This is a genomic window from Methylobacterium brachythecii (genome assembly GCF_014196345.1).
Classification (GTDB): domain Bacteria; phylum Pseudomonadota; class Alphaproteobacteria; order Rhizobiales; family Beijerinckiaceae; genus Methylobacterium; species Methylobacterium brachythecii.
Genome location: NZ_JACIDN010000008.1, coordinates 240,021 through 264,754, shown reverse-complemented (window position 1 = coordinate 264,754; position 24,734 = coordinate 240,021). Strand labels below are relative to the sequence as shown.

The following is a 24,734-nucleotide window of genomic DNA, read 5'->3' as shown; positions in this document are numbered from 1 at the left end:
GTTCGGCATCGCGGCAATCCTGACTGTCCGAGGGCACGATGAACAACGGACGAGATGCTCGGATGATCCAGTGTGGTTGCCAAGGGGAAGCTGGTTCGGGCATGGCCGCGCCTTAGGATAGGTGGTGCTGATGGCGATCAGTCAGGAAACAGTGGAACGGTTTGCCGAAGCCTCGGCTCAGCGCGTGCTCGTGCAGACCATGGCGGTGCTGGTCTTCGGGCAGAGTGGGCTGTCGGCCGAGCGTGTAAGAGCGCTCGGGCGGAGCCTCAGCGATCAGATGACCGATGTCGTCATTCCAGGCGCTGAAATGGCGGATGTAGAGGCGATCCGTGAGGCCAATGCGAGGGCGGTCGTGGCTGTGTTCGAAGGGGTCGCTGAGGCGATGCCAGCCGACAGATAAGCCGACGAGATGCTGTTGCCGGCGCAGGCCTTAAAGGTAGCCCGATCGGGGGCGTATCGTTCCTGACCCAGGCCGCCAACGTGGCGGACCGCGCTTGGCTTGCCGGGAATGACGCCGCCCTGGTCGATGTCCTGATGGCGCCCGACAGCGTCGACCGCATCGGCGCGATTGTCCGGCAGAGCCCATCTTAACTTCCGGCAGAAACCCCGCACCGACGAGCCAAGTCGCGCATCGGCTCGATCCGCTGGTGGATTTGCAGCTCCCCTGCCGTTCCGCGACTATATCGGGACGCGGGGCCGAGAGAGCTTCAGGCGGCCGCGTTGATCGCGAATTCCATGCCGCGCCCGGGCCCTTGATCCGCATAGTCGACGAGGGTGAGACCGCGTTCGGCCAGCGTCGCCTCGACCGTGTCCCGCTCGCGGCGTACGAGCTGTCCGATGGCCAGTGGCGTGAGACGCGGGTTGGCCATCCGTAGCCGGTCCACGCTGACATTGGTTGACCCGCCGTCAGCCTCGGCAATCCGCGCGAGCGCCACCCCGAGGTCGCGCGCCTTGGTCTCAGCGGTTGATTTCGGCTTGAATGCCATAACGGCTCTCCTCTGCGGCTAGCCGCCCTGCAGGCTCTCGGCGAAATCGTCTGGCACTTCTCCGAATTGGCCTAGGATCGTCACGCTCTCCAGTTCACCGGTCTCGTCATCGGCCATTACCCGGATCGCGGCTGTGCCGGGGATGCGCTTAGCCATCGCCTCAGCCTTTTTCTGCGCGCCACTTTCGGTCGGCGCCATCTCACGGTCCCCAGGCACCAGCCGCTTCCGTTTGATGACGAAGGTCTGGAGGAGATACGTCGTCTTGATCGCCACGAAGGCCCCTGATTTCCACCAAGCGATGCGGCCTGAACCGTTCGTCAAGCGCCCGCATGTTCTCTAGATGTTCTCTTCTCGGTGGGAGAACAAGGTACACGTCGTCACGCTCCACGAAATGCCAACAGGACGGCTCGGCACGGTCGGGGTGCCGCAAGCCGTAGGTCAAGCGTTCATCGCTGCCATCGCCCGCCACAGATCGCGCGTCTCCGCGGAGATAGCGGGGCCATTTAGCACCACCTCGTCGCCGTAGATGGCCTGTCCGACCTCATTATAGGCTCGCACCATCACGATGCGTGTCTGTCCGGCGGGTATCCGCTCCTGGGCAGCTTTGAGCAACGTCTCGACGACGAGCGCTCGAGCCTCGCCAACTCCTGTTAGCTCGACGCCCTCCTCATCGAGATTGTCAATTGCTCCGTCATTCGACGTGATGTGAATTCGGTAAAGCGGCATGGCTGACCTCCGAGAGAGTCATCGCTTCGCAAGCAAGGGTGTAATAACGATGGTAGGCAAGCCCACGCTACTGAAGCTCGTCTTTTTCAAGACGACGGACGCTGATTGGAAGAAGCTCTACCAGCCACTTATCGATGGCGGAAACGATTTGCTCAAACCGCACAACATGAAACTTAGCTTTCCGGCGGGCGATCCAATCGGTATTCCTCATCAAGGCCCTATAAACTCGCGTGCAGGCGAGCCCGGCGCCGTCCGATATAAATGTCATCAGGCCCTCCCAGTCGGTGTGGGTATTCCAATAATATTTGGAGTTATGGAAGACGATAATATTTTTGGAGAGACGTTCAAGACGGGAAACGTCAATGCAAACGGCGATGTTGGCTGGCCTCCGTACTGCATCCTCTCGACAAAAATTCTAAATCGGACGAGAACGACACTGGTTCATGAACTCATTCATACAACGCTTCCTTATCGCGAGGGCGTAGATGAACATGATCACACGGACGTGTCAGATGTCTTCAATCCGGCCGGCGCAGGATCCGACAAGAAAGACGGGCAAACGATCAAAAAGGTACTTCCGAAGCGGTGGGCGGAAAACCTGCGTAGAGCTTACTTTGCCTACCCGGGGTGATTGCCCGCTGGCCGTTTGATCCCGGCCCTTACTGCTCGCACTCGCTTTTGGCTGCGACCTCAGGCCAGCACGCGACCGACTTAAGGGTGGCCGCCTGCGTTAGCCAGTACCAGGATCGCGTTGTCCATCTCGTTCGGGCTCTGCTGCCCTCGTGAGCCGCAATGTAGCGGGCGATCCCATTCGGGATCTCTGGGGTGAGTTTTATTGTGCTCGCGGCTATGGCGCTCTCCTCCGGCATCAATCGTGGATGGCCGCAGCGCGATCCATGGTGTTCGATCCCGACCGGAGGCAAACTACCGGCATGTGCGGACGCTTCACCCAATATCCCACCTGGGCCGAGGTCCACGAGGCGATGAGCATCATCGGCCCGCGCCGAAACCTTCGCGCCCGCTACAACATCGCGCCGACGACGATGGTGGAGGCGGTTCGCCAGGGCGAGGAGGGACGCACGATTGCCCCTATGCGCTGGGGATTGGTCCCGATCTGGTGGAAGAAACCCCTCAAGGAGGTGCCAGCGACCTTCAATGCCCGCGCCGAGACGGTGGCCGAAAAACCCATGTTCCGCGACGCCTTCAAGAAGCGACGCTGCATCATCCCGGCGAGCGGCTTCTATGAGTGGACCGGCGAGAAGAAGGACCGGCAGCCGCATCTGTTCACCGCGGCCGACGATGCGCCGGTGCTGGCGCTCGCCGGGCTGTGGGATCGCTGGACCGATCCTGACGGGGAAGAACTGCTCTCGTGCACTATGATCGTGACCGAGCCGTCAGACTGGATGGAGCCCTATCACGATCGCATGCCGGTAATCCTGGACGGCAAACAGATCGATGCGTGGCTCGATGGATCGGCCGGCACCGAAATCCTTCAGCCCGCCAAGGAGAGCGCGCTAAAGGAAGTCCCGGTTTCGAAGCGGGTCAACAAGGTCGGAAACGACGACGACCCGCGCCTGATCGAAAAGGATGCGGCGTAGTGCTTCCGGTCGTAGCGTCAAACCGGGCGGCCGATGACCCGGCGGCCCCTCGCACTGGGCTGGCTTGGCGCATCTTTCGCCGTCTGCTCGGGCGCGGACGAACGAAGCGGACGGCAGCGAAAAGCGCCCAGGAACTCATCGCGGAGCACGGTGGCCTCGCCTACCAAGAGGCCCGTCGTCGCGCCCGAAACGCCCGCAGCGTGGGCTTCGGAGAGGGCGACAGATACTGGTCGCGCGTAGCAAGGGAGATCGGGCGCCTGGAGGGCCGTGAGATCGGCGTGAAGACCGCCGATCGGTACGGCAACTAGGTACTTTCGGGTTCTTCGTCGTCGTCGAAGGAGATGCTGCCGACCCGGTACAGCGATAGCGTCGGCTGCGCACAGTGTGGGCATTGTTGGGCTTGCCGTGGCTCGGTGGTCCGCATCACGTCGTGAACGAAAGCCATCAGCGCCGCGCGGTACTGCTCCTGCGTCACTCTCGCGACTGAAGGTAGCTGGACCTGCACGGGAAACCGTGTGTCGAACACCCGCGTCCGGTGGTGGCCGTCCAGGTCCACCGTGATGTCGAGCATCGACCGTGGGAGCCCGCCCCCCATTCGGTAGAGGCGAACTTCGACGGCCCCGGTGAGATCGGGGCTGGTGACATCGTCCGCCATGCTGAGCCCGAGGCTCAGAGGCGCGAGCATCGCATCGACCTCACGGACGGCATCGAACAACAGCCCGCGAGCCCTGATCCAGGCCACAGGTGCGCGCAGTTCGGCCGCCCGCGCTTTTCTGAGTTGATCTGAAAGTATCTTCAAGGATTTTTCCTCCCCCGATCGCACGCGGCGATCATGCATCTGGAGGCGAGAAAGAAAATCCGCAGTGTCTGAGAACGGCATTGCCCGCTTGAATTTGATGCGTTCACGCTTTTTATTCGATGACTTGCAATCAAGTCGTATTGTTTCTTGCATCACAAGGGCCCGTGATTACATTCACGAGCTAATAAACCGTTAACCTAAGCGATCTGCAATGAGGGATGTGAGTGATTAACAGCGATACAAGCGAAGATTGCTTATCCCCCAGATGGGTGATGCGGAGAGGTGAGAGATAGCCCAGGCTCGCTACGGCGCGGAGCTGCACGTCGTCACTGCCACCCGAATAAACCCGTCAGGCAATACGCGATGCCCTCAAGGCCCGCGCGCGCCAGCCCAATCGCCGGGCGCCGTAAAGTGGATGTATTGGCCGCCTTCGATGCCGTGGCTCGCGCTCCCCCGGTACGTCGTTCTCGTACTAAGGCTCCTCTTGCGACCGCCTCGGTCCCGGTCTTCTCATTGGCTCCCGCATCGAGCGGACCTATTTGTCGAAGGCTTCCTCGGCGCGCTGCTTCGAGTCTAATGGGTAGCGGTGTGCATCCCGACGAACAGCTCCCGTCTGGCGGGGCGGCTGGCATCAGGAAGATGTTCGAGGCAGAGGCGCAGAAGGTTGAGGCCGAGCTTAGGGCGTCAAGCCTGATGTTTGCTGCCTTTGGTCGGATGCTAGGCCGGATGCTCACGGCGCTGAACATGGTGAACCTCGCAGAGTGGCGAGAACAGAAGGCCAAAAAGCGCCAAAGCTACGCTCGGGATGAGCAGAAGAGAGGAGCGAGGAGGACAACCATGTGTCCTCCTCCCAGCAAACACTTAGGCGGCTTGTCGATTGACCTGACTACCAGCCAACACAGTCAGCTTCTCATCTGTCGCCTTCTCTTCATCGAGGTTCTGCTGGAGCACACCAGCGCAGTCATCGCGTCCGAGCCGCTTGGCCCACGCGATCAATGTGCCGTACCGCGTGATTTCGTAGTGCTCGACTGCCTGAGCTGAGGCCAGAAGTGCTGCATCCAGCACGTCCTTGTCGGCAACGTCCCCCGCCAGCTCATTGGCTTCCTCGATGATGCCGTTGATTGCGGGGCACGTCACGGCCTTGGGCGATTGCCCATGCATCTGGAAAACCTGCTCCAGCCGCTTGATCTGATTTTCGGTCTCACCGAGGTGCGTTTGAAAGCCTTGCTTAAGCTCGGGGCTGGTCGCCTTGTCGATCATTTTGGGCAATGCCTTCGTGATCTGGTTTTCGGCGTAGTAGATATCTTGTAGGGTGTGAACGAATAAATCGTCCAACGTCTTGATGTCTTTTGTGAAAAGACCCATGGCCGTTTCCTTTTCATACTAGGCGATTATGGCCGCGTTATCTCGTCTTGCGCATACGTAAGCGCGGCGTTAGTCGCGAAAACTATGCGCCTGCCCTGCCAACAGGGTTGCAGACTGGTTGTTCCGAAGGCGCCGAGTCGCACCCGGACGGCGACGTGCGGCTATTCCCTAGCTCTTTGGCCTTAGACTGAGGGGACCAAGGCAGAAATGCGCACGGGCAACGTAGCGAAGCACCAGAATAGGGCAGTGCGCTGCTGGCATTGCTCGTGCTGCCCGGCATCAGGTCGGCACGGCGGCTGGGAACGTCGGAGCAACCAGCTTGCGCGCGTCGACGACCTTCCCACCCAACGATCGCGGCCTAGTTTTCGTTCGCTGACAGGCCGCCACGCACTTCCGTGCAGCGCGGGGTCGGTATCTCTCACGCAACGAAGGATGCCCGGCTATGATGACGCAGCCCAGATCAGCGTCTCCAACCCGGTATCGGCTGACGGCTCTGACCGCGGGTGGCCTCGTGCTCGACACGATCAAGCTCAATGCAGCCGACGACGCCGCCGCTCTATCCTTAGCTCGGGTCATGGCGGAGAAACACGCGGTCGAGCTTTGGGATGGCCTGAGGTTCATCGAGCACATCGAGCCGACCGGCTGAGCCGATTGGGGAACGACGCGGTTATGGGTGCGACCTTCGCGCCAGCAACCCAGACCTTCCCGGCCCAGCTTCTCGCGGCTAGCCTCCGAGGATGACTGACTCAGCACGCGTCCTGATCATCATCGGCACGCCATACGGTCTCCGCCACCTCGCTAGCTCATCTGAGCGGAAGGCGGCATGGCCCGCCGAGGCCGTCCTGAGGAGCCTCGGGAGGGACGTGCGGTCCTCCAGCCTTTGGGTCCAGTGTGCCGACGTTGAGGCAGCCAAACGGCTCACGAGCTACCTGCGAAGCGTGAAGGCCGAGGTGCTGGCCGAGGTGGAACTGGGCGTAGGACTGGGCTAGGCGAAGCGCTCTTTGCACATCCCTTTCCGCTAGTCGTATTGACCCTGAGGCCCCCTGTCTGTTCTCTTTCCGTTCTCACCAACGGAAGGACGACTCATGGGCTTGCCGGCGCGGCTGCCAAGCGAGGCAGATGCCATTGTCGATGCCTACCTTGCGAAGGCCCGCGGCAATCCGATGGATGCCTTGAGGCTGGTCATCCGGGACGCTCTGGCGGACCTATGCGAGTCCGAGCGGCGGAGTAGGGAACAGCGACGGCTTATCTCTTACGGCTATGCCCGAGGGACCTTCGACCAAGGTTGACGAGCAGCTTGAAGAACCTCGGAGACGTGCCATCCCGGCGCCTGCTGATTGAATGCGAGCGCTGCCGCCGCTGCGGGTCTTACAGCTTAGAGCGACTGGTTGCCCGACACGGAAAGAACCGCCCCCTCCGCGATTTCCTCGGGCTAATGCGTTCGCGGTGTGCCGAGCGCCCCTGTACCGCGCAGCTCTTGGTGCCGCTTGAACTCGACCTCGACCAAGCCGTGATGCCGACGAACTCTTTCGACATCGATATCTGGACGGCACGCGGCTCCAGGGAGATGTCGGTCGGCCGGGTATGGCATCTAGAGATTGCGAGCGCCGCCTTCGACCGCGCGGTTTCGCTTTGGCCGCACTCGATCATCACCGTCCGTGACCGCTGGCGAGCCGTGCGCACACATAATCGGGAGGAGGCCGAGAGGCGTGAGCGCCAGGAGAAGCTCCTCAAGAACCTTTTCCCAGACAGAAGCCACGCGAAACCGGGCGAGAGCTAACACCTCGGACAATCTCCAAAGCCATCCGCTTGCAAGATGCGCATGATTTGAGATCAATTGCGATGTCGCTTCGGGGACGCGATGTTGGGGGAACACGAATGATCCATCAAGCAGATGCCGCAGCGACACTGCTCTCCAATGCCCTGTCCGCCTCGGGTTTCGTCGGCACTTGGGAGCATGACTTGGTATCTGGCAACGTCGTGCTCGATGGTGGTGCAGCGGAAATCCTCTTAGGAGACCAGGATTTCGCTGGTCACTCTATTACGCTGGGTCAGACGCTGAGCGGGCTTCATCCCGATGACCGGGATTGGGTGAGACCGGAAATCGATGAATTTGCGAGAGTGGGCGGTATCTTCTCGGCGGAGTATCGTGTTCGTTCGCCAGCCGGCAAAACCCGTCGGCTTCTGGACCTTGGCCAAAGCGTAAAGCAGGCCGATGGTCTGCGGCACGGGTTTGGCGTGCTCATCGATATTACCGACAGACCCGTACACTTCATGCGCACTGCGGCAGCGCCTCTTACTGAGCCCAATGTGCTCGAAGCGCTGGCGGTGCTCGAAAATAGGGCTCTGGGTTCGGCGTCCTTTCGAACCCGGGTTTTGCTCCAAATGCTTCGCCTAGAGATCGAGAGCCAGCGCATCTGAGCAGGGGGGCATGCCGCAGAACGACGAATGCCTGATGCGAACGGAGCTTGAGTTCGCCGTGGCGGATGCTGCTTGGCTGCACGAGCTTGCGCTAAACGTGGGCTATCCATTCGACGAAGAAGAGCTGCAACCGGCAGCGCGAAAGGGTGAAGCGAACTCGCGCTTGCGTGAGGCCTACGAAGAGCGCCGCAGAGCACTCTTTGCCTTCAGACGGGCACGAGGTGTCACGGCTCTGCTAGGGCAAGCAGCGCCTCACTGACCGAGATGGGTTAGGCCGTCCTCCGCGACGAGCGATGGCTGCACGCCGTGGGTTCGCTCAAAGCCCCCCTAAGCAGACCGCTCGCGCGTCACCGTGCGGCCCGGAAAAACGAAATCCCGGCTGCGTGTGCGAACCGGGGTCGTCGTGTTCAAAATTCGGGTGAGGTGAGCGCCTGTGCTCAGTACCCGTAGCCGTAGTAGCTGCCGCAGTACGGCGTGCCATAGGCGCCGTAGCCGTACCCGCACCCATCGCCATAGTACCCGCTGAGGCCATACCCAACACCCAGACCCAACCCGGCGCCTGCCAGCCCATAGCCTAACTGTGTTTCTGCGGCCAAGATCTCACCGAGTGCCGCGGTCATAGCCCGCTGACGGCAATCTCGAGCAATGTCCGGGTTTCGAGGCGGTCAGGTCAGCTACGCTGAAGGAACGGCTGCGATGGGCGCAAGGCTGCCAAATGCGGCTGCCCCTTAAGAATGTCTAGCTCCGAACGATTGGCGGGGTCGGCTCACATCGGCATGAGAGATCATGGAACGTAAAAGGCTACTGGAGCAAAGCGTAGCCATTCAGATGGCGCGCAACTATTGCTACCTTCTAGGTCTTGATCCAGACGAGGTGACGATTGGCACGTTCCTTGACGCCAATGGTGTGCCTCAGCGCGTCGGGAAGGCACGTTGGCGGTGGTATCAAGGAATCATCCAGCCAGACGCTTGCGCCAGCGAGCGGACAGCTCCGACTATGACAGAGGTATCGGATGTCTAGACGGCCGACCTGTGTATCGACTTCCAAGTCGGGGGCAGCCATCATGCGTCTTCCGATGCTCCAGATTGACCTTTCCGCCTGGCGTGTGGACGCCTGCGGTTGCTACGGCTCCGTGGCATTCAGGGCAGCGCTTTACGGCAAGCGATGAGCGTCGTCCGCGGGCAGTAGGACCCAGGCACCGCGATTTGAACTTCGCAAGTCGGCAAGGTGCGCGGCGCCATTCGGGGTTTTAGTCCTTCTTCCTCTTTAAGGCGCTGAGGAAGCGTTTCACACCCTTTTCATCCTTGCTCGGACCCTCCTCGGCAGTCATGTCCACCTCGTCAGCTTCTTGCGTTGCCGGTGGTACGGCCTCGTCTTCGGTCACACTACGAGTGAGTTCATGGAGCACCTGTTCGAGGATCGGAGGCCATGGTGTCTGTTCGTCTTGGAAGAGCCGGGCGGCCTTTGCGAGTGCTTGCACTTGTTCGTCCGCCACTCCGCGTCCGGAGAGATGAGCGTGGAGCACTGCATTGCACAGCGAGACCGTTAGGTCAGCGACTTCATCTATTCGGCTTGAATTGTGCTCAGAGGGCATAGTTGAATCGATCTATCCCGAGACGCCCGGACACGCCCGCCGGTGACCTATATGATATAAAACGATTAACCTTTTGCGCTGCTGCTCTCGCCGGGTGCATAGCCGAGCCCGCGCGGGTTCACTCCAGCAACGCTGGCGAACCTGACAAACGCGCCGAGTTTGCTACGCTATAAGCAGGGTGAGGTCGGCAGCTAAAGTACCAATGACTGCTAGTAGAAAATGGCTTCGGTTAAGAACCTAGACAGGCAATAATAAATTGTAAAAGCTCTATTATATTAGTGCCTTTATCAAGCGTGAGCTAGCTTGATCACTGATTCCGTTTCGTTGCGGAAGCAGTCGTCGGAGATCCGAGATGACGCGTGTCACCGCAATCGTTGTCGTTCTTGCGATGTTCGCCGGCGCCGCTTCGACCGTCAGGGCGGAGAACATCCCCTGGCCGATTAAGGTGTCAAACCACATCCGACCCTTCGGTGACGCCAGGAAGCCGGACAAAATGCCGAGAGGACGCCACACGGCCCTGATCAAGATGACGATCGACCGAATAGGCCGGGTCACCAATCCCGTCGTTGCGCGAAGCTCGGGCAAGCCGAACCTCGACGCGATCGCACTTGCGGCTGTCCGCGCTGCGAGCCCAGTTCCAGCCATTCCCAGCAACATTCCCGGCGACGCAGAGGACGAGATCACGGCTACTCTGCCGATCAGCTTCGACAGCAGCGCCAAGCCGAGAAGGGTGTCGGGGGTGGCGAATAGGTGCCGCAACTGCTGAACGGGAAAGTGTCGTGATCATGCCCGAGGGCGCGTCACCTTGAACTCGGCTATCTCGCCAGTCCGGCGTTTAAAGATGAGCATGAGAGGCGCCTTCGCTGGTTTGTTGACCAGACGTAACCGGCGACCCGTGCTCCGTTAAGTCGCAAGCGTGACAAGCATCTCTGGGCATTCGAGGTCGTCTTCGGCACGTGCGCATTTCGCTTGATGCGAGCGATATACGTTTGGGGGGAATGCCACCCGTACGCCTTCGCAGTAAGGACATGATGACATTGCTGTCGCCGCAGTTCGCCAAATAACGAAAGCAATATGTCTGGAGGGCAGCAGCTCTGCCCACGTTAAAGTAATAAACAATCAATCACGGCTTGGCACCATGCGCAAACGTGTTGGGAGCCAAGCCGTGCCGAAATCATTAGGCAATAAAATTGATTGGGATGAAATTCGGCGAGAGTTCGACGAAATGAAGTTAAGTTACATCCCAGTTTACGTCATGACCGATGATGATCTTGAGCGTTGTAAGCTCAGTGATGTGACATATGGAATGATCGAAAGCGATCATATGGCTAAGATAAAAAGTTGGGAATACATTAGTGTCGTAGACTGGGAAAAAAGAGAACGGCTAGTCGATCTGAACAACACGCTAGGTTGTCTGAGCGGTGATGAAGAAGAGCGACCATCTGGTTTTGTAAGAAAGCCCGGGCTGTGGATAGCTGTTGAAGAAGGGATCAAAGCACGGAAAATGTCGGCCGAGTTTTTCAACAATTGGGCGAGTCTGCACTTCCATCACGCAGTTTATCTTGAGCTATACGTTGGAAATCGCGATGAGTATTTTAAGCAATTTCATCAGACGATGATGGCTATTGCTGATTCCACTATCATACAAAGACATTGGTATGCTCATTGGATAGCAAACGCGAAACGCAACGGGGGAGCGAATAGAGAAGACGCTAACGGTGAGTTAGTCGAACTGCTTGAAGAAATTAGACACGCCGTTCGGGCGCCCTGGGGACCATATCCAGTAAAATGGTTTAGCTGTCTTTTGCAAACCGAGAAAAGTAAGCTTACAGGACGTACCGAACGCAATGGTCTGCTGAAATCCACTTATATGAAACTTACAGACATCGAATTGGAGCGTATGATTGAGCATCCTCTAATTACGCGTCGCGTCCTACCGCCCCTAACCGCCAAAAAATTTCGACTCCTGTGAAATCAGACCCTGAGGGTCTGGGGGAAATGGGCTTCGATCCCTCGTAATTGAGATCCCGGCAGCAACGAACGCAGCCGGGAGACACGAGGATGATGACAGACAAGCCAAGGCCAGAGCCGCCTGAACCGTATCTTACGTTCCGGCAGGCCGCGACAGCGCTCAATGTTCCGTATTTCAAGATCCAGCGCGCAGCAAAACTCGGCCTGATCCCAATCTACAAGCTCTTAAATAGTCGCTCGTACGTGAAAGCGTCCGAGATCAAAGAGCTGATGCGCTCGAACTGAGAGCGTTATCGATCTCTCATCTAATCCTTTCAACATGCTGGAGAGCCGCGCGGCGACGCGCGCTGCGAGTTGCTGCGTCATGTCCAATAAACACAATAGCGTAAAAGCCGTCGATTTTGCCTTCAAACAGCAGAACGGCGATCGAATCCATCTTGTAGCAATGCCTCCGGATGGCCGCCCCACTGCACGCACCTTCGAGGCGGCTCAGCGGCAGGAGGCAGTGCTATGGATCGAGTCAAAGCAGGGTAGTCACAATATATACTACAGCGTAGCAAAATTGCGCGGCTCTGCAGCGAACAAGAAAGCAAAAAAGCAGGACGTCGAAAGCACTATGTGGCTTCACGTCGACATCGACGATCCGGCGGCGCTCGAAAAGATTCGTGCCTACGAGCCAGCGCCGACTTCTGTCATCTTTTCCGGAGGCGGCTTTCAGGGGCTCTGGCTTTTGAATTCTGTCACATCGGATCTCGACCGTGTTGAGCGCTGTAATAAGGCCCTCGCAAGAGCATTGGGCGGCGATAATTGTCACAACTGCGATCGGGTGATGCGCCTGCCGTGGACGATCAACGTTCCAAACAAGAAGAAGCGCGAAGCGGGACGTGTTCCTACCCTTGCCCGTGTCGTCGAAGATGTTCCAGGCCAGCACCTCTCTTATGATCTTGATCAGTTCAATGAAGCGCCTGTCGCTGAGTTGAGTGGCGGACTTACCTTAGAAAGCGGGAAGGCACTTGTTGAGCCTGTTTCCATTGAGGCGCTCAAAGCTTCGATACCGGAAAAGATTCGAAAGCTGATCATACATGGTGATGATGCTGAGAACCCCATAGGTCGGCCCGGAGCCCACTTTCCGTCACGCAGCGAAGCGGTTTTCGCAGTAGCAACAGCATTGGCACGATCTGGATGCGCACAACACGAGATCGCGGGCATTCTCCTGAATGCTGACTACGGGATATCGGCTTCAATCCGGGAGAAGGTACAATCGCAGCGTCATGCACTCCGGCAAGCCGATCGGGCCATTGCCACGGTGAACGGTGGCTGGCCGGATATGAGCAAATTCGGGCCCCGTCCTACGTTGCGAAACACGTTGCTGGCGATCGCTCGTCTGGGCCTTCGTTGCGAATATGACGAGTTTCATCGACGCAAGAAAATTGGTGGTCAAGCTCTTCAGGTCTTTGAAGGCGAACTCAGTGACGACGGCTGCGCTGTACTTCGGCATGAGATCTTGCGCGAGTACAATTTTGACCCTGGAAAGGACCATACCCGCGAAGCGGCTAATACGCTTTGCTTGGAAAATATCTTTCACCCTGTTAGGGATTACTTGGATGGCTTGCGGTGGGATGGCGTGGCCCGGATCGATTCCTGGCTCGTCAAGTATTTGGGAGCGGAAAATACGCCCTTGAATCGTGCGTTCGGACGCATCGTTCTCATTGCATCCGTGCGACGCATTCGGCAGCCAGGCACCAAGTTCGATACGATCCTCATTCTTGAAGGCAGCCAGGGTACTGGAAAATCAACTGCCCTGCGGATCCTCGCCGGTGATCAGAATTTCTCCGATCAGGACATTCTCACACTTGATCCGAAGTCGCAGATGGAGGCCGTCGAGGGCGTGTGGATCTACGAGCTGGGAGAACTGGAGGGGCTGACGCGAGCCGACATGAATAAGGTCAAGGCGTTTGCTTCCCGTACTGTTGACCAGGCAAGACCAGCATACGGTCGCTTCCGTGAAACGAGGCCACGGCAGAATGTTTTCGTCGGAACGACCAACGATGATCAGTATCTGCGGGACCAGACCGGAAATCGACGTTTCTGGCCAGTTAGGACGGGGGCGATCGCGCTGGACCTTTTAGCTGCCGATCGAGATCAGCTCTGGGCAGAAGCCGCCGCGTCAGAGGCGCATGGCCTATCGATTGTACTCGATGAAGCTCTCTGGGCAGCAGCAGCGGAGCAGCAAAACGATCGAATGGAAGATGACCCTTGGCTCGATCATCTCAAAAATATAGGTCGTGGATTAGATTGGGAACGGGCTCATGCCTCAGAATATGTCATAAAAACTGGTGGGTACTATAGGATATCAACATTCGACATTTTCGAAAAGGTTCTCAAGCTGGAACCTCGCGCGATGCCGCAGTACTTCAACAAGCGTCTCGCGCAGCTTATGCGAAAGATTGGATGGGAAGGCCCACAGAACATCAAATGTGAAGGCAAGGTGATGAAAGGTTATTCGATATCCGAAGACAAATTCGAATTGAATGTCGATCCTGATAGCATTCCAATCCCAATCTAGTAGCGGTAGCGGGTGGTAGCGGGTCTTTTATTGGGTCCGGCTGTCCTCAGCTGCATGCAGCCTGACCGTAAGTCACTCCGACTGAGGTGTATGCGCGCTACCGACGCTACCCGCTACCGACCTACCGCTATCGCACCATTCAATCATGATGATGTCGGCTCTAGCCGTCGTATTTCCTAATATGCCCGAATACGACCGCTCGTATTTCTGGAACGATCCTAACGTTCAAATTTCGCTGCGGTTACATTCGTGGTTACAGATGCGGTGCTGAATCGATGGACGTCTTGATCTATCCAACGTTGTTGGTTCGTTAACTGCCCAACTTACGGCATTGGCGCGAATAATTGTTCCCGCAGTAACCGCGTGATTTTCTGTTTTGGCCAAACAGTGGAGTATCGGCCGTGCCGGCCTCGAACCCCTTCAACATCAGCCTGACCAAGCGCGATCGGCGGCGCAAGCTGCGTTCTGGCGAGTTTGTTATCAACACGCGCTGGGTCTTAAACTTCATCGACCCGAAGACCGGTGCGCGCGTCCAGCTCTTCTTCGAGCGACAGAAGGAGGCGATTGCTCGACGCAACGAGATCGCTGCCGCGGTCGAGGCACGGACCTACGTGCCCGAACGCGAAGTCGTCACGGTCGGCGAAGCCGTTGCGCTCTGGCTCGAGAACCGCCGCGGTGAAGTCAAGGACCGCACGCTGTTCGGCTACGTGCAGGCGGCACGCTACATCACCGATCCGCTGTTAGCTGACGCAACCCCTGCGGAGCGCCGCGCCTACACGGAGTCTGGTCTCGTGCCGCAGGGCTCGGCGCTCAAGCCGACCCTCGGTGCGATCAAGCTCAACCGACTGTCCACGAGCGAGATCCGGAGCTGGCACAAGCTCCTCGTCCAGCAAGTGGGCGCCTCCACCGCCAATCGCGCTCGAAAATACCTCGGTGGCGCACTCGCGCTGGCTGCGGAGGACCTTGGCGTCCGACCCCCCGCGATGCCGACCCGTCTCGGCAAGGGCCGTGCGAAGCCGGTCAAGGCCATCCTGACTTCTCAGCAGGTGACGAGCCTCCTCACCGTTGCCGATGCCGATCCAGAGAAAGGCATCTTCGTCGCCTTTCCGTTCCTCGCCGGCACCCGCCCAAGTGAGATGCTCGCGCTGCTGTGGGAGGACGTAGACTTCGCGGCCGGCATAATCCGCATCTGCCGAATGCAGGAGATCGACGGCACCGTTTCTGAGGTGACGAAGACGGCGGCGGGGCGCCGTTCAATCCCGATGTCGGCGCGGTTGCGCGCGATGCTGACCGCGTGGCGCAAGATCTGCCCGCATCGAGAGGGCGAGCCGCACCGTGTGTTCCCCGGTCTCGGGACGCGGCAGACGTGGCCGCTGCCACGGATAGGGGGAGGAGGAGTCCACCTCTACGCCAACTTCCGCACCCGAATCTGGGCAGTGCTGCTGAAGCGCGCTGGCCTCCCTTACGTCACGCCGCACTCCGCCCGGCACTCGTTCATCTCGACCCTGCAAGCCGAAGGCGTCGAAGTCGGTCTCGTGGCCAAGATCGCGGGCCATGCGAGCCCGGCCGTGACCCTGAGCCACTACACGCAAGCCGTCCGGAATAGCGACGTGGCGCGCGACGCGCTCGACCGCGCCTTTGCCGCTTAATCCGAACGCAACGGGTCTCGCGTCACGCGTGCAAATCAGGGGAGAGAAGGAGATGATCACCGCTGCGCAGGTCTCGACCGAGGCCGGCCCTGGCGATGAGCATGAGGCAGTCCTCTCGCGCCACGCGATGGCGGCAGAGGCGCACGGGGAGGCGGCTCTCGCGCATGAGGCTGCAGCAGCCAAGCTGTGTCCCGAACTGACAGAAGCGGCGCATGAGGCAACGCGCGTGGCGCTGGTCGCGGGTGGCGGAACTTCCGAGGCTGACCCTCTGCCAAATTGGTATGTCGCCGCGTTTCGCGCGGCGAGTTGGTCGAATGTCGCGTTCGGTGTGCGGGGAGGCTCGTGTCCCGTTGCGCATCTGCAGGGGCACCAAGAGGCTGCTAGCGCGCACCGAAACGCAAGACTTTACCACAGGAATTTCTATGAGTCCATTGTGTCGAAACTTCTGATTTTCTGAGTAGTTATATTAATGCAGTATTAAAGGAAAATTCTATGACACGAATGGAAGTAGAACTCATCGAGTTGTTCGAGGAAATGGCAAGAAAGCATTTCTCGGGGCACTTCACTATTATGAGATTTTCAACGAATTGGAGGGCGTCGTTCGTAACGCCAGCCGAATACGAGAATTTCTCGGAAAGCTATGTCGGGCTAACTCTTGCGCATGCTGTCACGACAGCTCTTCGGGCAAAGTATCTAATCGTCCGTGATGACACGATAAACCAGAAGTTGGATGCGATAGGTGGGTTGTATGGTGAGCCCCAGATCGCATCGAAATGATCGTTGAGTAACCTTTGTATTGCCGCTGAAGCTCTCAATAGTGGCGGCATATCGTAGCTGAACATGCTTGAAGCGCGACGTGCAGCTGTCAGTCGGCTGTATGTCGCGCAAGACATGCGCGGCGTTTCGTTAAACGGGGCGCATCTTCGTGCGCATGGTGAAACTGCTGGCGCGCAATGGGATACGCAACACGAGCATCGCAATCACGGCCGCGAAGTGCGCTTACAGAACGGCAAGAGCTGTTGTGGTTATGCGGCTAATACATTTGTGCCGAATGAGACTGCCTGAAAGCGACCCGTCGGATTCCGGACGATAGGGCGTTGAAGCGGCCAAATAGTGCGGCGCAGACGAACGCCTGAAGATGACCCAGAGCTAACCTCGCACGCCGCCTTTCTGGAGGGCTGCTTCACGCCTCAAAGCAGACGCTTTGCGGGCTGCCATAACGTCGGGAAGTTGCGTTGTCCGTCGAGGCGCGGTCCGTCTCAGAGCCGCAGCCCGCGAGCAACATTCAGACGCTGATAATTGTCTTCTTGGCCGGGGAGCTTTGATACAGGCCGCCCCGCCCCTTTGATGCCTTCCGCTTCAAATTGGAAAACCGGGAGCAGATCGGGGCGGTTTTGGCCTGCGAGGCAGGCGTCGAGCATTCCCACGCCCGCACGTAAGGGGCTTCAGCCTTCGCAGCGCCCTTGGCCTGGACTGCTATTGCTCACGCCGCGGCTTTCACAGCCGGCAGCCGGTGGAAGGGTTCGAACTCTAAGGCGACCTCTCCGAAGAAGTGACGGCGCAGTTCGGGAAGTTGCTCACGCGCCTCGACGATGGCCCGGTTCTTCATCTCGGCGATGCGCGAGACGTCATCGAGCGTGTAGCGGTCCAACGGGACGGTCTGGTCGATCCGCCAGATCGCCTTGCGGTCGTGCACATCGCCTGTGATGATCTTCGCGGCGCCGAGAGCGCTGTGGGACTGACCCGCCATGAAGAGCCGCGCGAGGTTCGGCGCCGCACCTAGCTTGCCTCCGATCCGGCTGGGCGCCTTCACGTCGTTGGTCGTTCCGATGCTCAGGATCTTGAGCCGATCGCCCGGCCACCGCAGCACCCCCACCGCCTCGACCGCCGCCACCCCGATGGGATTGTTTGCCCAGACGCCGCCGTCGACGAGTTCGACCTCTTCCTTCGTGAGGTAGGGGTCGAGGAAAGTCGGCGCTGCCGCGCTCGCCATTGCGGCATCGACCGCCGGCTGAAGGTAGTCGGTCTCGAAACGCGGGTGATGGGCGGTCTTGTAGAGGTAGACGCGCTCCAGAACAGGATGCCAAGCCGGGATGATCAGACGGGTCTGGCTTTCCCCAATCAGACGAGTGCCGAGCACCTCGTCGAGCGCCTCCCGAAGGCTCGTGTTGGAGTATTTCGTGCCCATCCAATGGCGGGCCGACCGCGCTTGTCTGGTAATCCAGTTCGCGAAGGGGCCGCGATGCTGGTCGAAGATGGTGGGCCCCTTCTCCTCGTAGAAGCGGAGGATCTCCCCGGCGGTTAGGCCGAGGCTCAGTCCGGCGGCGATGATTGCGCCGGTGCTAGTGCCGACAATCAGGTCGAAGTAGCGGCCGATGGGCTCGTTGAGATGCTCTTCGAGCTTGGCGAGGAAAGCGGCCGGAAAGACCCCGCGGATGCCGCCGCCATCGAGGGTGAGGATCTTACGGAATTCGGGACCGTCGATGCCGGGTTCCATCACGCGGCCTCCTTTCCAGATTGAGAGACCTCACCGAGCCCGGGGCTGGTGGCGACGATCTCTGCTTCGACTTCGGGCGAGACATGCACGCCCCCACCCCGCCATTCTCCGGTCGCCAGCCAGTCCTCGAAGTACCAGAGCCAGAGGACAGCCCAGGGCACGATGGTGCGGTCCAGCAGCATTGAGGACCGCCACTCGTAGGCGCTGGGAAGGTACAGACAGAGCCGCGCGGGCTGTTCGGAGTAGAGGTGAGGAATCCTCACCCCTTTCGCGAGCGAGGTCAGATCAGGGTGATCGACGAAGGCGGCTGGCACCCCGTTGAGCCGGTACATCAGGCGCAGGTCGTACATGCGTGAGATTGGGGACGGCGAGGCCTGGAACCGCCACGTCAACGCGCCGCCCGCGATGCCGCCATCGCCCTGGGTCATGGGGCTGCCTTTGAGGTTCACGTGCTGCTGGGCGAGCGTCAAGCGTCGCGGACGGACGGGGGGCTTCATCCGCAGTCCCGCCCGAAGAACGTGTTGCTCCTGACGGGGACAGCAGCCGCGACGGACGGCGCGGCCGTGAGGCCGACGAGCGGCGCCACTTTCAACAGGCCGGAGCGGCGGACATTGGCGATCTCGTTGTCCAGCGCGGTGAAGGCGGCGCCGACCGGACGGGGCCCGAACGATTCGTCCATCCCCTTCCGCACCTGGTCGGCGCCATCGACGCGCGAGAGGTTCTCCATGTCCGCCACCGCCTTGGCGTGCCAAGTAAAGAAGGCACCTGCCTTGTCCGGGTCGTCGTTCCAGCGCTCCGCGAAGTTCTCGTCGATGGTGGTCTCGTTCGGGATGTGCCAGCCCGGGGATCCGTCCGGCAGCGTCCGGCGGATGAAGTCCGGCATCCCCCTCAGGACGGCGATCATGAGGTCGAACTCGGTTTCGTAGACCCCCGCCTTGACGCAGCGCTCATAGCTCCACGCGATCAGCGTGGTGAGGATGACCGAGATCGGCCAGAGGGCGAGATCTTGCCCCTCGAAGTGGACGTCGCGGTGCCGCTTGGCCACCTGGACGATCCTGCACAGGATGCTGCGGCCGTTGGAGGTGATGGGGAACGGCTCGATGTCGGCGCGGCTTTGGATCGACTCGTCAAAGGCCTTCGTAACCTTGATGAGCGGCACCAGCGCCGCGCGTGCCTCGAACGCCTCGCGGTACCCGCGCGGGTTGCTGCCCTTCCATTCCCGCAGGCTCTTGTCGGGGACGAGCTCCCCCTGGTTGCGGCAGGCGAGGTTCAGGATCGCCGGCGTGATGTCGAGGTGGAACTCGTTCGTGTAGACCAGCCGCCAGCACCGGATCTTCTCCTCCAGCAGCCGGGCATAGGTCGCGTGCGCCTTGAGGCGGTCGCCGATCACCTTCTTAATGTAGGCGGGCGTCTGCGCTGTGGACCCCTCGGGCAAGAATGCGACGAGATCGACGTCGTGCTCGTTCTTGCCGACGGGGCGCACCGACGTCCCGAGGGCGGTGGAGCCCTGCAGGTAGATGGAGAGGTCGTGCAGCAGGAAGTGGTCGCCAGCGGCAAGCCACCGGGCGACGCCCTCGTAGCGCTCTTTAGCCTGCTGGAGCCGGCTTTCGGTGATGTCGAGCTCGGCGCACATGCGCGCGAGCAGGTTGATGATGTAGGCCTTTCGATGGGCTAAGCGATGATCAACGAACATGGGCATCTCCAATGAGATGGGCGGCTCGCCAATCTCCTTAAGTGAAGCCATTTATGGTGATGTGGCCGAATGTCGTCAAGGGCTCGTTTACTACGAACCCCGACGACCTATGCGATGCGCTGGTAGACGAACTCGACACCGCCCGAATCGGCGACGCTTTCCCGCCGCAGAAGGAAGCCGCTCGACCATAGCTGCTTGAGCTTCATGGAAGCGTTCGCCACCGTGACATGAATGCCGGCAGCGATTTCGGCGGTACGTGCGTGCGAGCGTGCGACGACGAAATCGAGCGCGGCCTTCGATCCGGTGCTGGGTTCGGCGCCGATAAACCGATGGCCCTTCGCATCGCCGATGACCAGCGGCTGCTCGACACGACGGGCGGCCGCGTCGATGTTTTCCTCGATGTAAGGCGTGGCGATTTCGAACAGGTAGAAGCCCTTCTCGCCCTTGTAGCGACGGGCGAGCTGAACGACCGTCTCTGATGCGAAGGAGTAGTCGACCTGCTTCACGCCCTTGAAGGAGATTGGGAAGATCGTCTGGTCGGGGTTGCGCTCGACATGCTCGACGAGCTTCGAGAAAACCGGTCGACCCATCTCCCGGCCCCAGCCCTCGGACTTGGGCATCATATCGCGAAGCACGATCATCGGAGCACCTGGTTCATGTCCGTCATTTAAGCGGTGATGATGGCGTCAGACAAGAGACAGTTCGAAAGCGATGTGAGTTCCGGCGAGCTCCGGTAAATCCGATGAGAGGAAGGCGGTATTTTGGATGTATGCCTCCCCCGACGGCACCAGCGTCACCGCTTGCGACCTGAGCCGCACATCGAGCGTGGCGCGATATTTGATCGCTTTGGTCGCACACCCCTTCAGACCATTTCCATGAGAGGGGTCGTCGAATCGCGACAGGCCATCGCGGAACATCTCCACGAGCAGGTCAACGTCCCGAACGTGGCGATAGCTCGGGTCTCGATCTTCCAAGGGGGGGCGGATGGTCTGCATCAGCCCCCGCCCGTTATCGGAGACCACGACACGCGCCTTGTTGGAGGCTGGGTACGATTGGAAGGCAGCATGACCGGTCGCACCGTTACCACCGTGCAGGTACACGTTGTCCATTAGCTCCGAGAGGATCGTTGTCATCGCATCCTCGAATTGCGGAAAATCGGTCCGGCCCCCGCAGGTCGCGCCAATGGTTCCCTTCAGCTTGGAGATCAGGTCGTGGGCATCCATCCCCGGACGGATGGCACAGATTTCCACGAGGCCCCGGTTGTTGCCTCCGAACACATACGCGCCGGACACAGCAGGACGATCCGGGAATACCTCAACCTCAGGCGTGAGGTGATCGAAGAACCCCATCCGGTCGAGGTAGCCCATCGCCGGGCCGAGTTCGAACACGAGACGGACCGGGATGCCTTGAGCAATAATCTGGTTCGAATAGGCAAGGAGGCGCACGCAAGCATCGAGCAGCAGCTTGGTCTCGCTCATCACCTGGAAGGTGACCGGCGCAGGCGAGGCGAAAGGGTTTCCCGCCGCACGTACCGCCCTGTCAACATCACTTGCCCCAAGCCAATTTCCCCACAATCGGATCAACATGCTCGACGACGCTCTCGGAGACGAATCGGGGAGAATTCCTAAGCGGCCAGGATACCCGCCCCCGAACCACTCCACAGCTACAGCTAGCCGTTGACGACCGAGAGCCCGCTTTCGAAGGGAATTTCTAGCAACCGAAGCGCCCAGCTACCTCAAAGCTGCACAAGTTGATCCTCGGCGGAGGTCGCTGCGGTCGTCACGGACTACTTCCGCATGTTCGCGGACGAGGTCGCCGAGCGGCCCTACAACAAGGATGTGGTGACCGCTAGCCTAAGACACGTGCGTCTGTTCTTTCTTCGTGTGCAGACGTTCGTTAGGACAGTTGCGATGGTCCGTTTGTGGCGCGTAGCGGCGGCGGTGCACGACTTGGTTGGGTGGATTTGGGATGGTCTGCTTTGGAGCGCAAAAGTGAATTAGTAGACGTTTCGCAAGCGGTGAGACCCAATGCGACAGCGAGCTGGGACCAATTCACATTCAGGGTTTCCCTGAGGGCAGTGTGCTGAATCAAGTCGTCTCCGAGTTTTACGGTTCGAAGTGGATCGATAGGCGTGAAGCGATACGAGTTGAGCGAGGAGCAATGGCTGCGGATTGCACCACTGCTGTCCGGAAAGGTGGGCGATCCTGGTCGCAGCGGCGCTGACAACCGGCTGTTTGTGAACGGCGTTCTATGGGGCTGCGGTCGGGAGCGAACTGACAGCATCTGCCGGAGCGCAATTTGAAGATGAGCGACAGCGTAAAGTGTCGAGGAAGATATCTGCGTGGCGTTCTGTTATTTTGACGGGGCTGTTGCGACCGGCTGGATCGAAACCTTGACCGGCCCGCGCTCCTCGAACGGAGCTGCGCTTCCCTCGATTCGGCCCAGCGGGATCAGGCCGGGCGAATGGTGGCCGTCCCGGTAGAAGATGGCGAGGTTGCCCCATGGCGCATAGAACGCAACATCGCCCGCGCGCGGCGTCGCGGCCACGGGCTCATCCTTGCGGGTGAGCGGTCGGGGCAGGTCGGCGATCTTCTCGTTGCCGCCGAAATCCTTCAGCGTCAGCTCCAGCGGTAGCTGAGCGAGGAAGTCGCGCCCGGCCGGGGTGGAGTCGATGCGCGCCTTCCACCGCCGATCACCGGCAACGATCTCGATCATGGTCACGGCGTTCCTTCCCTCCGCGCCAGCCCGGCTGGGCGTGGACTCGGCGCGCCCGCTCTCACACGTTGCCGCCAGGGTTGTGGTGAGCGCGAGGGACAACAACCCGCGTGGTGCGTGCAACCGGGCCATCACAGCGACCAGCCGCCGTCGATCACGGTCGCTGCGCCGGTGACGAAGCCGCCAAGGTCGGAAGCCATCCACAGCACCGCCTCCGCGATCTCCTCCGGCTTTCCCAGACGGCCGACCGGTTCAAGGTCGATCGCCTTCTGGATGTCGCCGCCGGTGAAGCGGTCCATCATCGGCGTCTCGATGTTGCCGGGCAGGACGGCGTTCACGCGGATGTTCTGTTTGGCGTAGTCGAGCGCGGCAGACTTCGTCATGCCGATGATCGCGTGCTTGGAAGCGGCGTAGGAAGCCCCGCCGGCGACACCGCAGATCCCTGCACCCGACGCGGTGTTGACCACCACGCCCCCGCCCTGGCGCACCATCTGCGCCAGCTCGTGCTTCATGCAGACGAAGGTGCCGCGCAGATTGATGCCGAGGATGCGATCCCACTCCTCAAGCTCGATCTCGTGGAGCGGGGCCGCCTTGTTCTCGACGCCAGCATTGTTGAACGCCACGTCCAGCCGCCCGAACCGTTCGACCACCTGGTTGACGGCCGCCTCCACCTGCTCCGGCCGGGACACGTCGCACGTGATGGCCAGCACTTCGCCGCCTGCCGCCTTCGCCGCCGCCTCAGTGCTCCGTAGCGCGTCCTCGGTACGGTCTAGGATGGCGACGCGCGCGCCCTCGACGGCGAAGGCGATGGCCGCCGCGCGGCCGATGCCGCCCGCAGCCCCAGTGACGAAAGCGACTTTGCCAGTGAAGCGATCAGGTCTCGGCATAATGTTATTCCTTGTTCTTGGGTGGATGTGCTTGGACTGTCCCGCGCGTTTGACCTTCGCCCTGCCGGCGAAAACAGTCTAAAGCGGATCGGCTGGCGTGTTCGTAGCTTGAAGGTAGGCGGTCGGAGCGAGGCGGGTAAGCCGCTTACGCATCAACGCGACGATGAGCTGGGCTCATTATAAGCGCGGGATGGCGCTCAAAGATCGAGCGGGCGCAGCTCGCGTATTAGCTCGATAAGGAGGCGCAGGCCGGTCGGGAGCTGGCGGCGGCTCGGATAATAGATGTGGAAGCCCGGCCCCGTGGATGACCATTCCTCAAGCACAATGCGCAATGCGCCCCGCTCCACCAGCGGCGCGACAACCGGTTCAGGCAGGTAGGCCAGCCCGGCACCGGCCGTTGCCAGTGATACGACGAACGGCGTGTCATCGATGGTGATCGCGCCCGGCACGTCGAGCGCGAGCGTTTCCCCACCGCGCTCGAAGTCCCACCGATAGATGCGGTCATTGCCAAGGCGGATGCGGTGGCAGCGATGGACGAGCAGATCGGTCGGGTGCGCGGGAACCCCATGCCGGGCGAGGTAATCCGGGGAGCCTGCCACCACCCACCGGATATCGGCCGACAGCCGCTGGGCGATCATGTCCTCCGGCACCGTGCCGCCGTAGCGGATGCCCGCGTCGGCTCCTGCCTCCACCACGTCGAGCAGGTGGTTGGACACCTGCACATCAACCTCGATGTCGGGATACCGCTCGATGAAAACGGGGAGCACCGGCGCGAGAAGGAGCGCGCTGGCGTGTTGCAGGACGTTGAGACGAATACGCCCCACTGGCTCGCCCCGGTAGCGGTTCAGCACCTCGGCGGCCGACCCGATCGCCGTGAAAGGTGCCTCGATCGCCGCGAACAGCGCCTCTCCGGCCGCTGTCAGGGTGACGCTCCGGTTGGTGCGGTTGAGCAGGCGGACACCAAGCCGCGTTTCCAGCCCCTTCAATGCGTGGCTTAGCGCGGACGCGCTGACCCCGACTTCCAGCCCGGCTCGGCGGAAGCTGCGATGCCGTGCGATGGCGAGGAAGTAGCTGAAATCGGCTAGATCGGAGCGGCTGATTGGCACGGGTGAAGTGTGCCTTTCCCGATCGTGCCCGGCAATTGCCACGTGCGGCCCGTGGAAACAGGCGGAATGCGCCTCCGACAGTATTATCGAGCGTGCCAAAAGTCCTAAATTCGCACGGTCGCAGCGGAAAACGCAGACTTGAGAGCGGCCGCTTTCGAATG

Annotated in this window: 29 protein-coding genes and 1 pseudogene; 16 read left to right on the top strand and 14 right to left on the bottom strand. The window is 60.2% G+C overall.

All coding sequences use genetic code 11. The annotated features are described in order from the left end of the window. Window positions 1-130: 130 nt before the first annotated feature. Window positions 131-400: a hypothetical protein gene (locus tag GGR33_RS20960; RefSeq protein ID WP_183508862.1), complete on the top strand. Its 270-nt coding sequence runs from the start codon at window positions 131-133 to the stop codon at window positions 398-400. Between the two features lie 307 nt (window positions 401-707). Here GGR33_RS20960 and GGR33_RS20955 read toward each other — a convergent pair whose 3' ends face one another. From GGR33_RS20955 to GGR33_RS20945, 3 genes are all read right to left on the bottom strand, one after another. Continuing rightward, the gene (locus tag GGR33_RS20955) at window positions 708-986 is read right to left on the bottom strand and encodes an adenylosuccinate synthase (RefSeq protein ID WP_183508860.1); all 279 of its coding nucleotides are present in this window, start codon (window positions 984-986) and stop codon (window positions 708-710) included. Between the two features lie 18 nt (window positions 987-1,004). Then, complete coding sequence (locus GGR33_RS20950) at window positions 1,005-1,259, bottom strand: hypothetical protein (protein ID WP_183508858.1); 255 nt, start codon at window positions 1,257-1,259, stop codon at window positions 1,005-1,007. 165 nt (window positions 1,260-1,424) lie between these two features. Next, window positions 1,425-1,712: a DUF6894 family protein gene (locus tag GGR33_RS20945; protein WP_183508856.1), complete on the bottom strand. Its 288-nt coding sequence runs from the start codon at window positions 1,710-1,712 to the stop codon at window positions 1,425-1,427. Here GGR33_RS20945 and GGR33_RS20940 point away from each other — a divergent pair. The 3 genes from GGR33_RS20940 (at window position 1,711) to GGR33_RS20930 (ending at window position 3,618) form a co-directional block, all read left to right on the top strand. Further along, entirely contained in the window at window positions 1,711-2,343 is a 633-nt protein-coding gene (locus GGR33_RS20940; RefSeq protein WP_183508854.1) for a hypothetical protein, read from the top strand. The genes GGR33_RS20945 and GGR33_RS20940 overlap by 2 nt on opposite strands. A gap of 265 nt (window positions 2,344-2,608) precedes the next feature. Beyond that, window positions 2,609-3,310: an SOS response-associated peptidase gene (locus tag GGR33_RS20935; RefSeq protein WP_246413335.1), complete on the top strand. Its 702-nt coding sequence runs from the start codon at window positions 2,609-2,611 to the stop codon at window positions 3,308-3,310. Further along, entirely contained in the window at window positions 3,310-3,618 is a 309-nt protein-coding gene (locus tag GGR33_RS20930; RefSeq protein WP_246413333.1) for a hypothetical protein, read from the top strand. Before GGR33_RS20935 ends, GGR33_RS20930 begins: the two co-directional genes overlap by 1 nt. On the opposite strand, the gene GGR33_RS20925 is transcribed toward GGR33_RS20930, so the two are convergent. Both GGR33_RS20925 and GGR33_RS20920 read right to left on the bottom strand, forming a co-directional pair. Beyond that, window positions 3,615-4,262, bottom strand: a complete 648-nt coding sequence (locus GGR33_RS20925) for a hypothetical protein (protein ID WP_183508852.1) — start codon at window positions 4,260-4,262, stop codon at window positions 3,615-3,617. The genes GGR33_RS20930 and GGR33_RS20925 overlap by 4 nt on opposite strands. Window positions 4,263-4,970: 708 nt before the next feature. Continuing rightward, window positions 4,971-5,474 (bottom strand): YciE/YciF ferroxidase family protein, encoded by a 504-nt coding sequence (locus GGR33_RS20920; protein ID WP_183508850.1) that lies wholly within the window; start codon window positions 5,472-5,474, stop codon window positions 4,971-4,973. Between the two features lie 511 nt (window positions 5,475-5,985). Here GGR33_RS20920 and GGR33_RS26305 point away from each other — a divergent pair. The 5 genes from GGR33_RS26305 (at window position 5,986) to GGR33_RS20905 (ending at window position 8,154) form a co-directional block, all read left to right on the top strand. Then, window positions 5,986-6,120 carry a hypothetical protein gene (locus GGR33_RS26305; protein ID WP_281381195.1) on the top strand — a complete coding sequence of 45 codons (135 nt, stop codon included), beginning with the start codon at window positions 5,986-5,988 and terminating at the stop codon, window positions 6,118-6,120. A gap of 217 nt (window positions 6,121-6,337) precedes the next feature. Beyond that, on the top strand, window positions 6,338-6,463 hold the full coding sequence (locus GGR33_RS26300; protein ID WP_281381194.1) for a hypothetical protein: 126 nt from the start codon (window positions 6,338-6,340) through the stop codon (window positions 6,461-6,463). A 308-nt stretch (window positions 6,464-6,771) separates the two neighbouring features. Further along, window positions 6,772-7,254 (top strand): hypothetical protein, encoded by a 483-nt coding sequence (locus GGR33_RS20915; protein WP_183508848.1) that lies wholly within the window; start codon window positions 6,772-6,774, stop codon window positions 7,252-7,254. A gap of 98 nt (window positions 7,255-7,352) precedes the next feature. After that, a complete protein-coding gene (locus GGR33_RS20910; RefSeq protein ID WP_183508846.1) occupies window positions 7,353-7,895 on the top strand; it encodes a PAS domain-containing protein in 543 nt (180 codons plus the stop codon). A gap of 10 nt (window positions 7,896-7,905) precedes the next feature. Beyond that, window positions 7,906-8,154 (top strand): hypothetical protein, encoded by a 249-nt coding sequence (locus GGR33_RS20905; RefSeq protein WP_183508844.1) that lies wholly within the window; start codon window positions 7,906-7,908, stop codon window positions 8,152-8,154. A 990-nt stretch (window positions 8,155-9,144) separates the two neighbouring features. Here GGR33_RS20905 and GGR33_RS20900 read toward each other — a convergent pair. Beyond that, window positions 9,145-9,390 (bottom strand): hypothetical protein, encoded by a 246-nt coding sequence (locus GGR33_RS20900; RefSeq protein ID WP_183508842.1) that lies wholly within the window; start codon window positions 9,388-9,390, stop codon window positions 9,145-9,147. A 451-nt stretch (window positions 9,391-9,841) separates the two neighbouring features. Here GGR33_RS20900 and GGR33_RS20895 point away from each other — a divergent pair, with 451 nt between their 5' ends. The 6 genes from GGR33_RS20895 to GGR33_RS20870 all read left to right on the top strand — a co-directional run bounded on the left by GGR33_RS20895 (window position 9,842) and on the right by GGR33_RS20870 (window position 16,132). Next, window positions 9,842-10,255, top strand: coding sequence for a TonB family protein (locus GGR33_RS20895; RefSeq protein ID WP_183508840.1), 414 nt, complete (start codon window positions 9,842-9,844; stop codon window positions 10,253-10,255). Window positions 10,256-10,627: 372 nt separating this feature from the next. Next, the gene (locus tag GGR33_RS20890) at window positions 10,628-11,461 is read left to right on the top strand and encodes a hypothetical protein (RefSeq protein WP_183508838.1); all 834 of its coding nucleotides are present in this window, start codon (window positions 10,628-10,630) and stop codon (window positions 11,459-11,461) included. 89 nt (window positions 11,462-11,550) lie between these two features. After that, window positions 11,551-11,745: a MerR family transcriptional regulator gene (locus GGR33_RS20885; RefSeq protein WP_183508836.1), complete on the top strand. Its 195-nt coding sequence runs from the start codon at window positions 11,551-11,553 to the stop codon at window positions 11,743-11,745. Between the two features lie 79 nt (window positions 11,746-11,824). Then, window positions 11,825-14,026, top strand: coding sequence for a VapE domain-containing protein (locus GGR33_RS20880; RefSeq protein WP_183508834.1), 2,202 nt, complete (start codon window positions 11,825-11,827; stop codon window positions 14,024-14,026). Window positions 14,027-14,427: 401 nt separating this feature from the next. Then, window positions 14,428-15,675 (top strand): tyrosine-type recombinase/integrase, encoded by a 1,248-nt coding sequence (locus GGR33_RS26455; protein WP_183508832.1) that lies wholly within the window; start codon window positions 14,428-14,430, stop codon window positions 15,673-15,675. A gap of 52 nt (window positions 15,676-15,727) precedes the next feature. After that, on the top strand, window positions 15,728-16,132 hold the full coding sequence (locus tag GGR33_RS20870; protein ID WP_183508830.1) for a hypothetical protein: 405 nt from the start codon (window positions 15,728-15,730) through the stop codon (window positions 16,130-16,132). 1,026 nt (window positions 16,133-17,158) lie between these two features. Here GGR33_RS20870 and GGR33_RS20865 read toward each other — a convergent pair. The 5 genes from GGR33_RS20865 to GGR33_RS20845 all read right to left on the bottom strand — a co-directional run bounded on the left by GGR33_RS20865 (window position 17,159) and on the right by GGR33_RS20845 (window position 21,343). Then, window positions 17,159-18,172, bottom strand: coding sequence for a CBASS cGAMP-activated phospholipase (locus GGR33_RS20865; protein WP_183508828.1), 1,014 nt, complete (start codon window positions 18,170-18,172; stop codon window positions 17,159-17,161). Beyond that, on the bottom strand, window positions 18,172-18,642 hold the full coding sequence (locus GGR33_RS20860) for a type II CBASS E2 protein (protein ID WP_183508827.1): 471 nt from the start codon (window positions 18,640-18,642) through the stop codon (window positions 18,172-18,174). The genes GGR33_RS20865 and GGR33_RS20860 overlap by 1 nt, the downstream gene beginning before the upstream one ends. Window positions 18,643-18,665: 23 nt before the next feature. Then, entirely contained in the window at window positions 18,666-19,865 is a 1,200-nt protein-coding gene (locus GGR33_RS20855) for a nucleotidyltransferase domain-containing protein (protein ID WP_183508825.1), read from the bottom strand. 107 nt (window positions 19,866-19,972) lie between these two features. Next, window positions 19,973-20,506 carry a hypothetical protein gene (locus GGR33_RS20850; RefSeq protein WP_183508823.1) on the bottom strand — a complete coding sequence of 178 codons (534 nt, stop codon included), beginning with the start codon at window positions 20,504-20,506 and terminating at the stop codon, window positions 19,973-19,975. Between the two features lie 45 nt (window positions 20,507-20,551). Next, a complete protein-coding gene (locus tag GGR33_RS20845; RefSeq protein ID WP_183508821.1) occupies window positions 20,552-21,343 on the bottom strand; it encodes a hypothetical protein in 792 nt (263 codons plus the stop codon). Between the two features lie 653 nt (window positions 21,344-21,996). Here GGR33_RS20845 and GGR33_RS26040 point away from each other — a divergent pair. Further along, window positions 21,997-22,119 (top strand): annotated as a pseudogene (locus GGR33_RS26040) (IS5-like element ISNeu3 family transposase); the annotation flags it as partial. Window positions 22,120-22,217: 98 nt separating this feature from the next. Here the strand turns inward: GGR33_RS26040 and GGR33_RS20835 are convergent. The 3 genes from GGR33_RS20835 to GGR33_RS20825 all read right to left on the bottom strand — a co-directional run bounded on the left by GGR33_RS20835 (window position 22,218) and on the right by GGR33_RS20825 (window position 24,573). Continuing rightward, a complete protein-coding gene (locus GGR33_RS20835; RefSeq protein WP_183508973.1) occupies window positions 22,218-22,580 on the bottom strand; it encodes a cyclophilin-like fold protein in 363 nt (120 codons plus the stop codon). 131 nt (window positions 22,581-22,711) lie between these two features. Continuing rightward, a complete protein-coding gene (locus GGR33_RS20830; protein WP_183508819.1) occupies window positions 22,712-23,467 on the bottom strand; it encodes an SDR family NAD(P)-dependent oxidoreductase in 756 nt (251 codons plus the stop codon). Window positions 23,468-23,664: 197 nt separating this feature from the next. After that, entirely contained in the window at window positions 23,665-24,573 is a 909-nt protein-coding gene (locus tag GGR33_RS20825; RefSeq protein ID WP_183508817.1) for a LysR family transcriptional regulator, read from the bottom strand. Between the last annotated feature and the right edge of the window lie 161 nt (window positions 24,574-24,734).

Bases quoted from the DNA above. Each gene is read 5' to 3' on its own strand.
- GGR33_RS20960 (WP_183508862.1), top strand. From the start codon at position 131: ATGGCGATCAGTCAGGAAACAGTGGAACGGTTTGCCGAAGCCTCGGCT.
- GGR33_RS20955 (WP_183508860.1), bottom strand. From the start codon at position 986: ATGGCATTCAAGCCGAAATCAACCGCTGAGACCAAGGCGCGCGACCTC.
- GGR33_RS20940 (WP_183508854.1), top strand. From the start codon at position 1,711: ATGGCTGACCTCCGAGAGAGTCATCGCTTCGCAAGCAAGGGTGTAATA.
- GGR33_RS20945 (WP_183508856.1), bottom strand. From the start codon at position 1,712: ATGCCGCTTTACCGAATTCACATCACGTCGAATGACGGAGCAATTGAC.
- GGR33_RS20935 (WP_246413335.1), top strand. From the start codon at position 2,609: ATGGTGTTCGATCCCGACCGGAGGCAAACTACCGGCATGTGCGGACGC.
- GGR33_RS20925 (WP_183508852.1), bottom strand. From the start codon at position 4,262: ATGCAAGAAACAATACGACTTGATTGCAAGTCATCGAATAAAAAGCGT.
- GGR33_RS20920 (WP_183508850.1), bottom strand. From the start codon at position 5,474: ATGGGTCTTTTCACAAAAGACATCAAGACGTTGGACGATTTATTCGTT.
- GGR33_RS20910 (WP_183508846.1), top strand. From the start codon at position 7,353: ATGATCCATCAAGCAGATGCCGCAGCGACACTGCTCTCCAATGCCCTG.
- GGR33_RS20905 (WP_183508844.1), top strand. From the start codon at position 7,906: ATGCCGCAGAACGACGAATGCCTGATGCGAACGGAGCTTGAGTTCGCC.
- GGR33_RS20895 (WP_183508840.1), top strand. From the start codon at position 9,842: ATGACGCGTGTCACCGCAATCGTTGTCGTTCTTGCGATGTTCGCCGGC.
- GGR33_RS20890 (WP_183508838.1), top strand. From the start codon at position 10,628: ATGCGCAAACGTGTTGGGAGCCAAGCCGTGCCGAAATCATTAGGCAAT.
- GGR33_RS20885 (WP_183508836.1), top strand. From the start codon at position 11,551: ATGATGACAGACAAGCCAAGGCCAGAGCCGCCTGAACCGTATCTTACG.
- GGR33_RS20880 (WP_183508834.1), top strand. From the start codon at position 11,825: ATGTCCAATAAACACAATAGCGTAAAAGCCGTCGATTTTGCCTTCAAA.
- GGR33_RS20870 (WP_183508830.1), top strand. From the start codon at position 15,728: ATGATCACCGCTGCGCAGGTCTCGACCGAGGCCGGCCCTGGCGATGAG.
- GGR33_RS20865 (WP_183508828.1), bottom strand. From the start codon at position 18,172: ATGGAACCCGGCATCGACGGTCCCGAATTCCGTAAGATCCTCACCCTC.
- GGR33_RS20855 (WP_183508825.1), bottom strand. From the start codon at position 19,865: ATGTTCGTTGATCATCGCTTAGCCCATCGAAAGGCCTACATCATCAAC.
- GGR33_RS20850 (WP_183508823.1), bottom strand. From the start codon at position 20,506: ATGATCGTGCTTCGCGATATGATGCCCAAGTCCGAGGGCTGGGGCCGG.
- GGR33_RS20845 (WP_183508821.1), bottom strand. From the start codon at position 21,343: ATGAGCGAGACCAAGCTGCTGCTCGATGCTTGCGTGCGCCTCCTTGCC.
- GGR33_RS20835 (WP_183508973.1), bottom strand. From the start codon at position 22,580: ATGATCGAGATCGTTGCCGGTGATCGGCGGTGGAAGGCGCGCATCGAC.
- GGR33_RS20830 (WP_183508819.1), bottom strand. From the start codon at position 23,467: ATGCCGAGACCTGATCGCTTCACTGGCAAAGTCGCTTTCGTCACTGGG.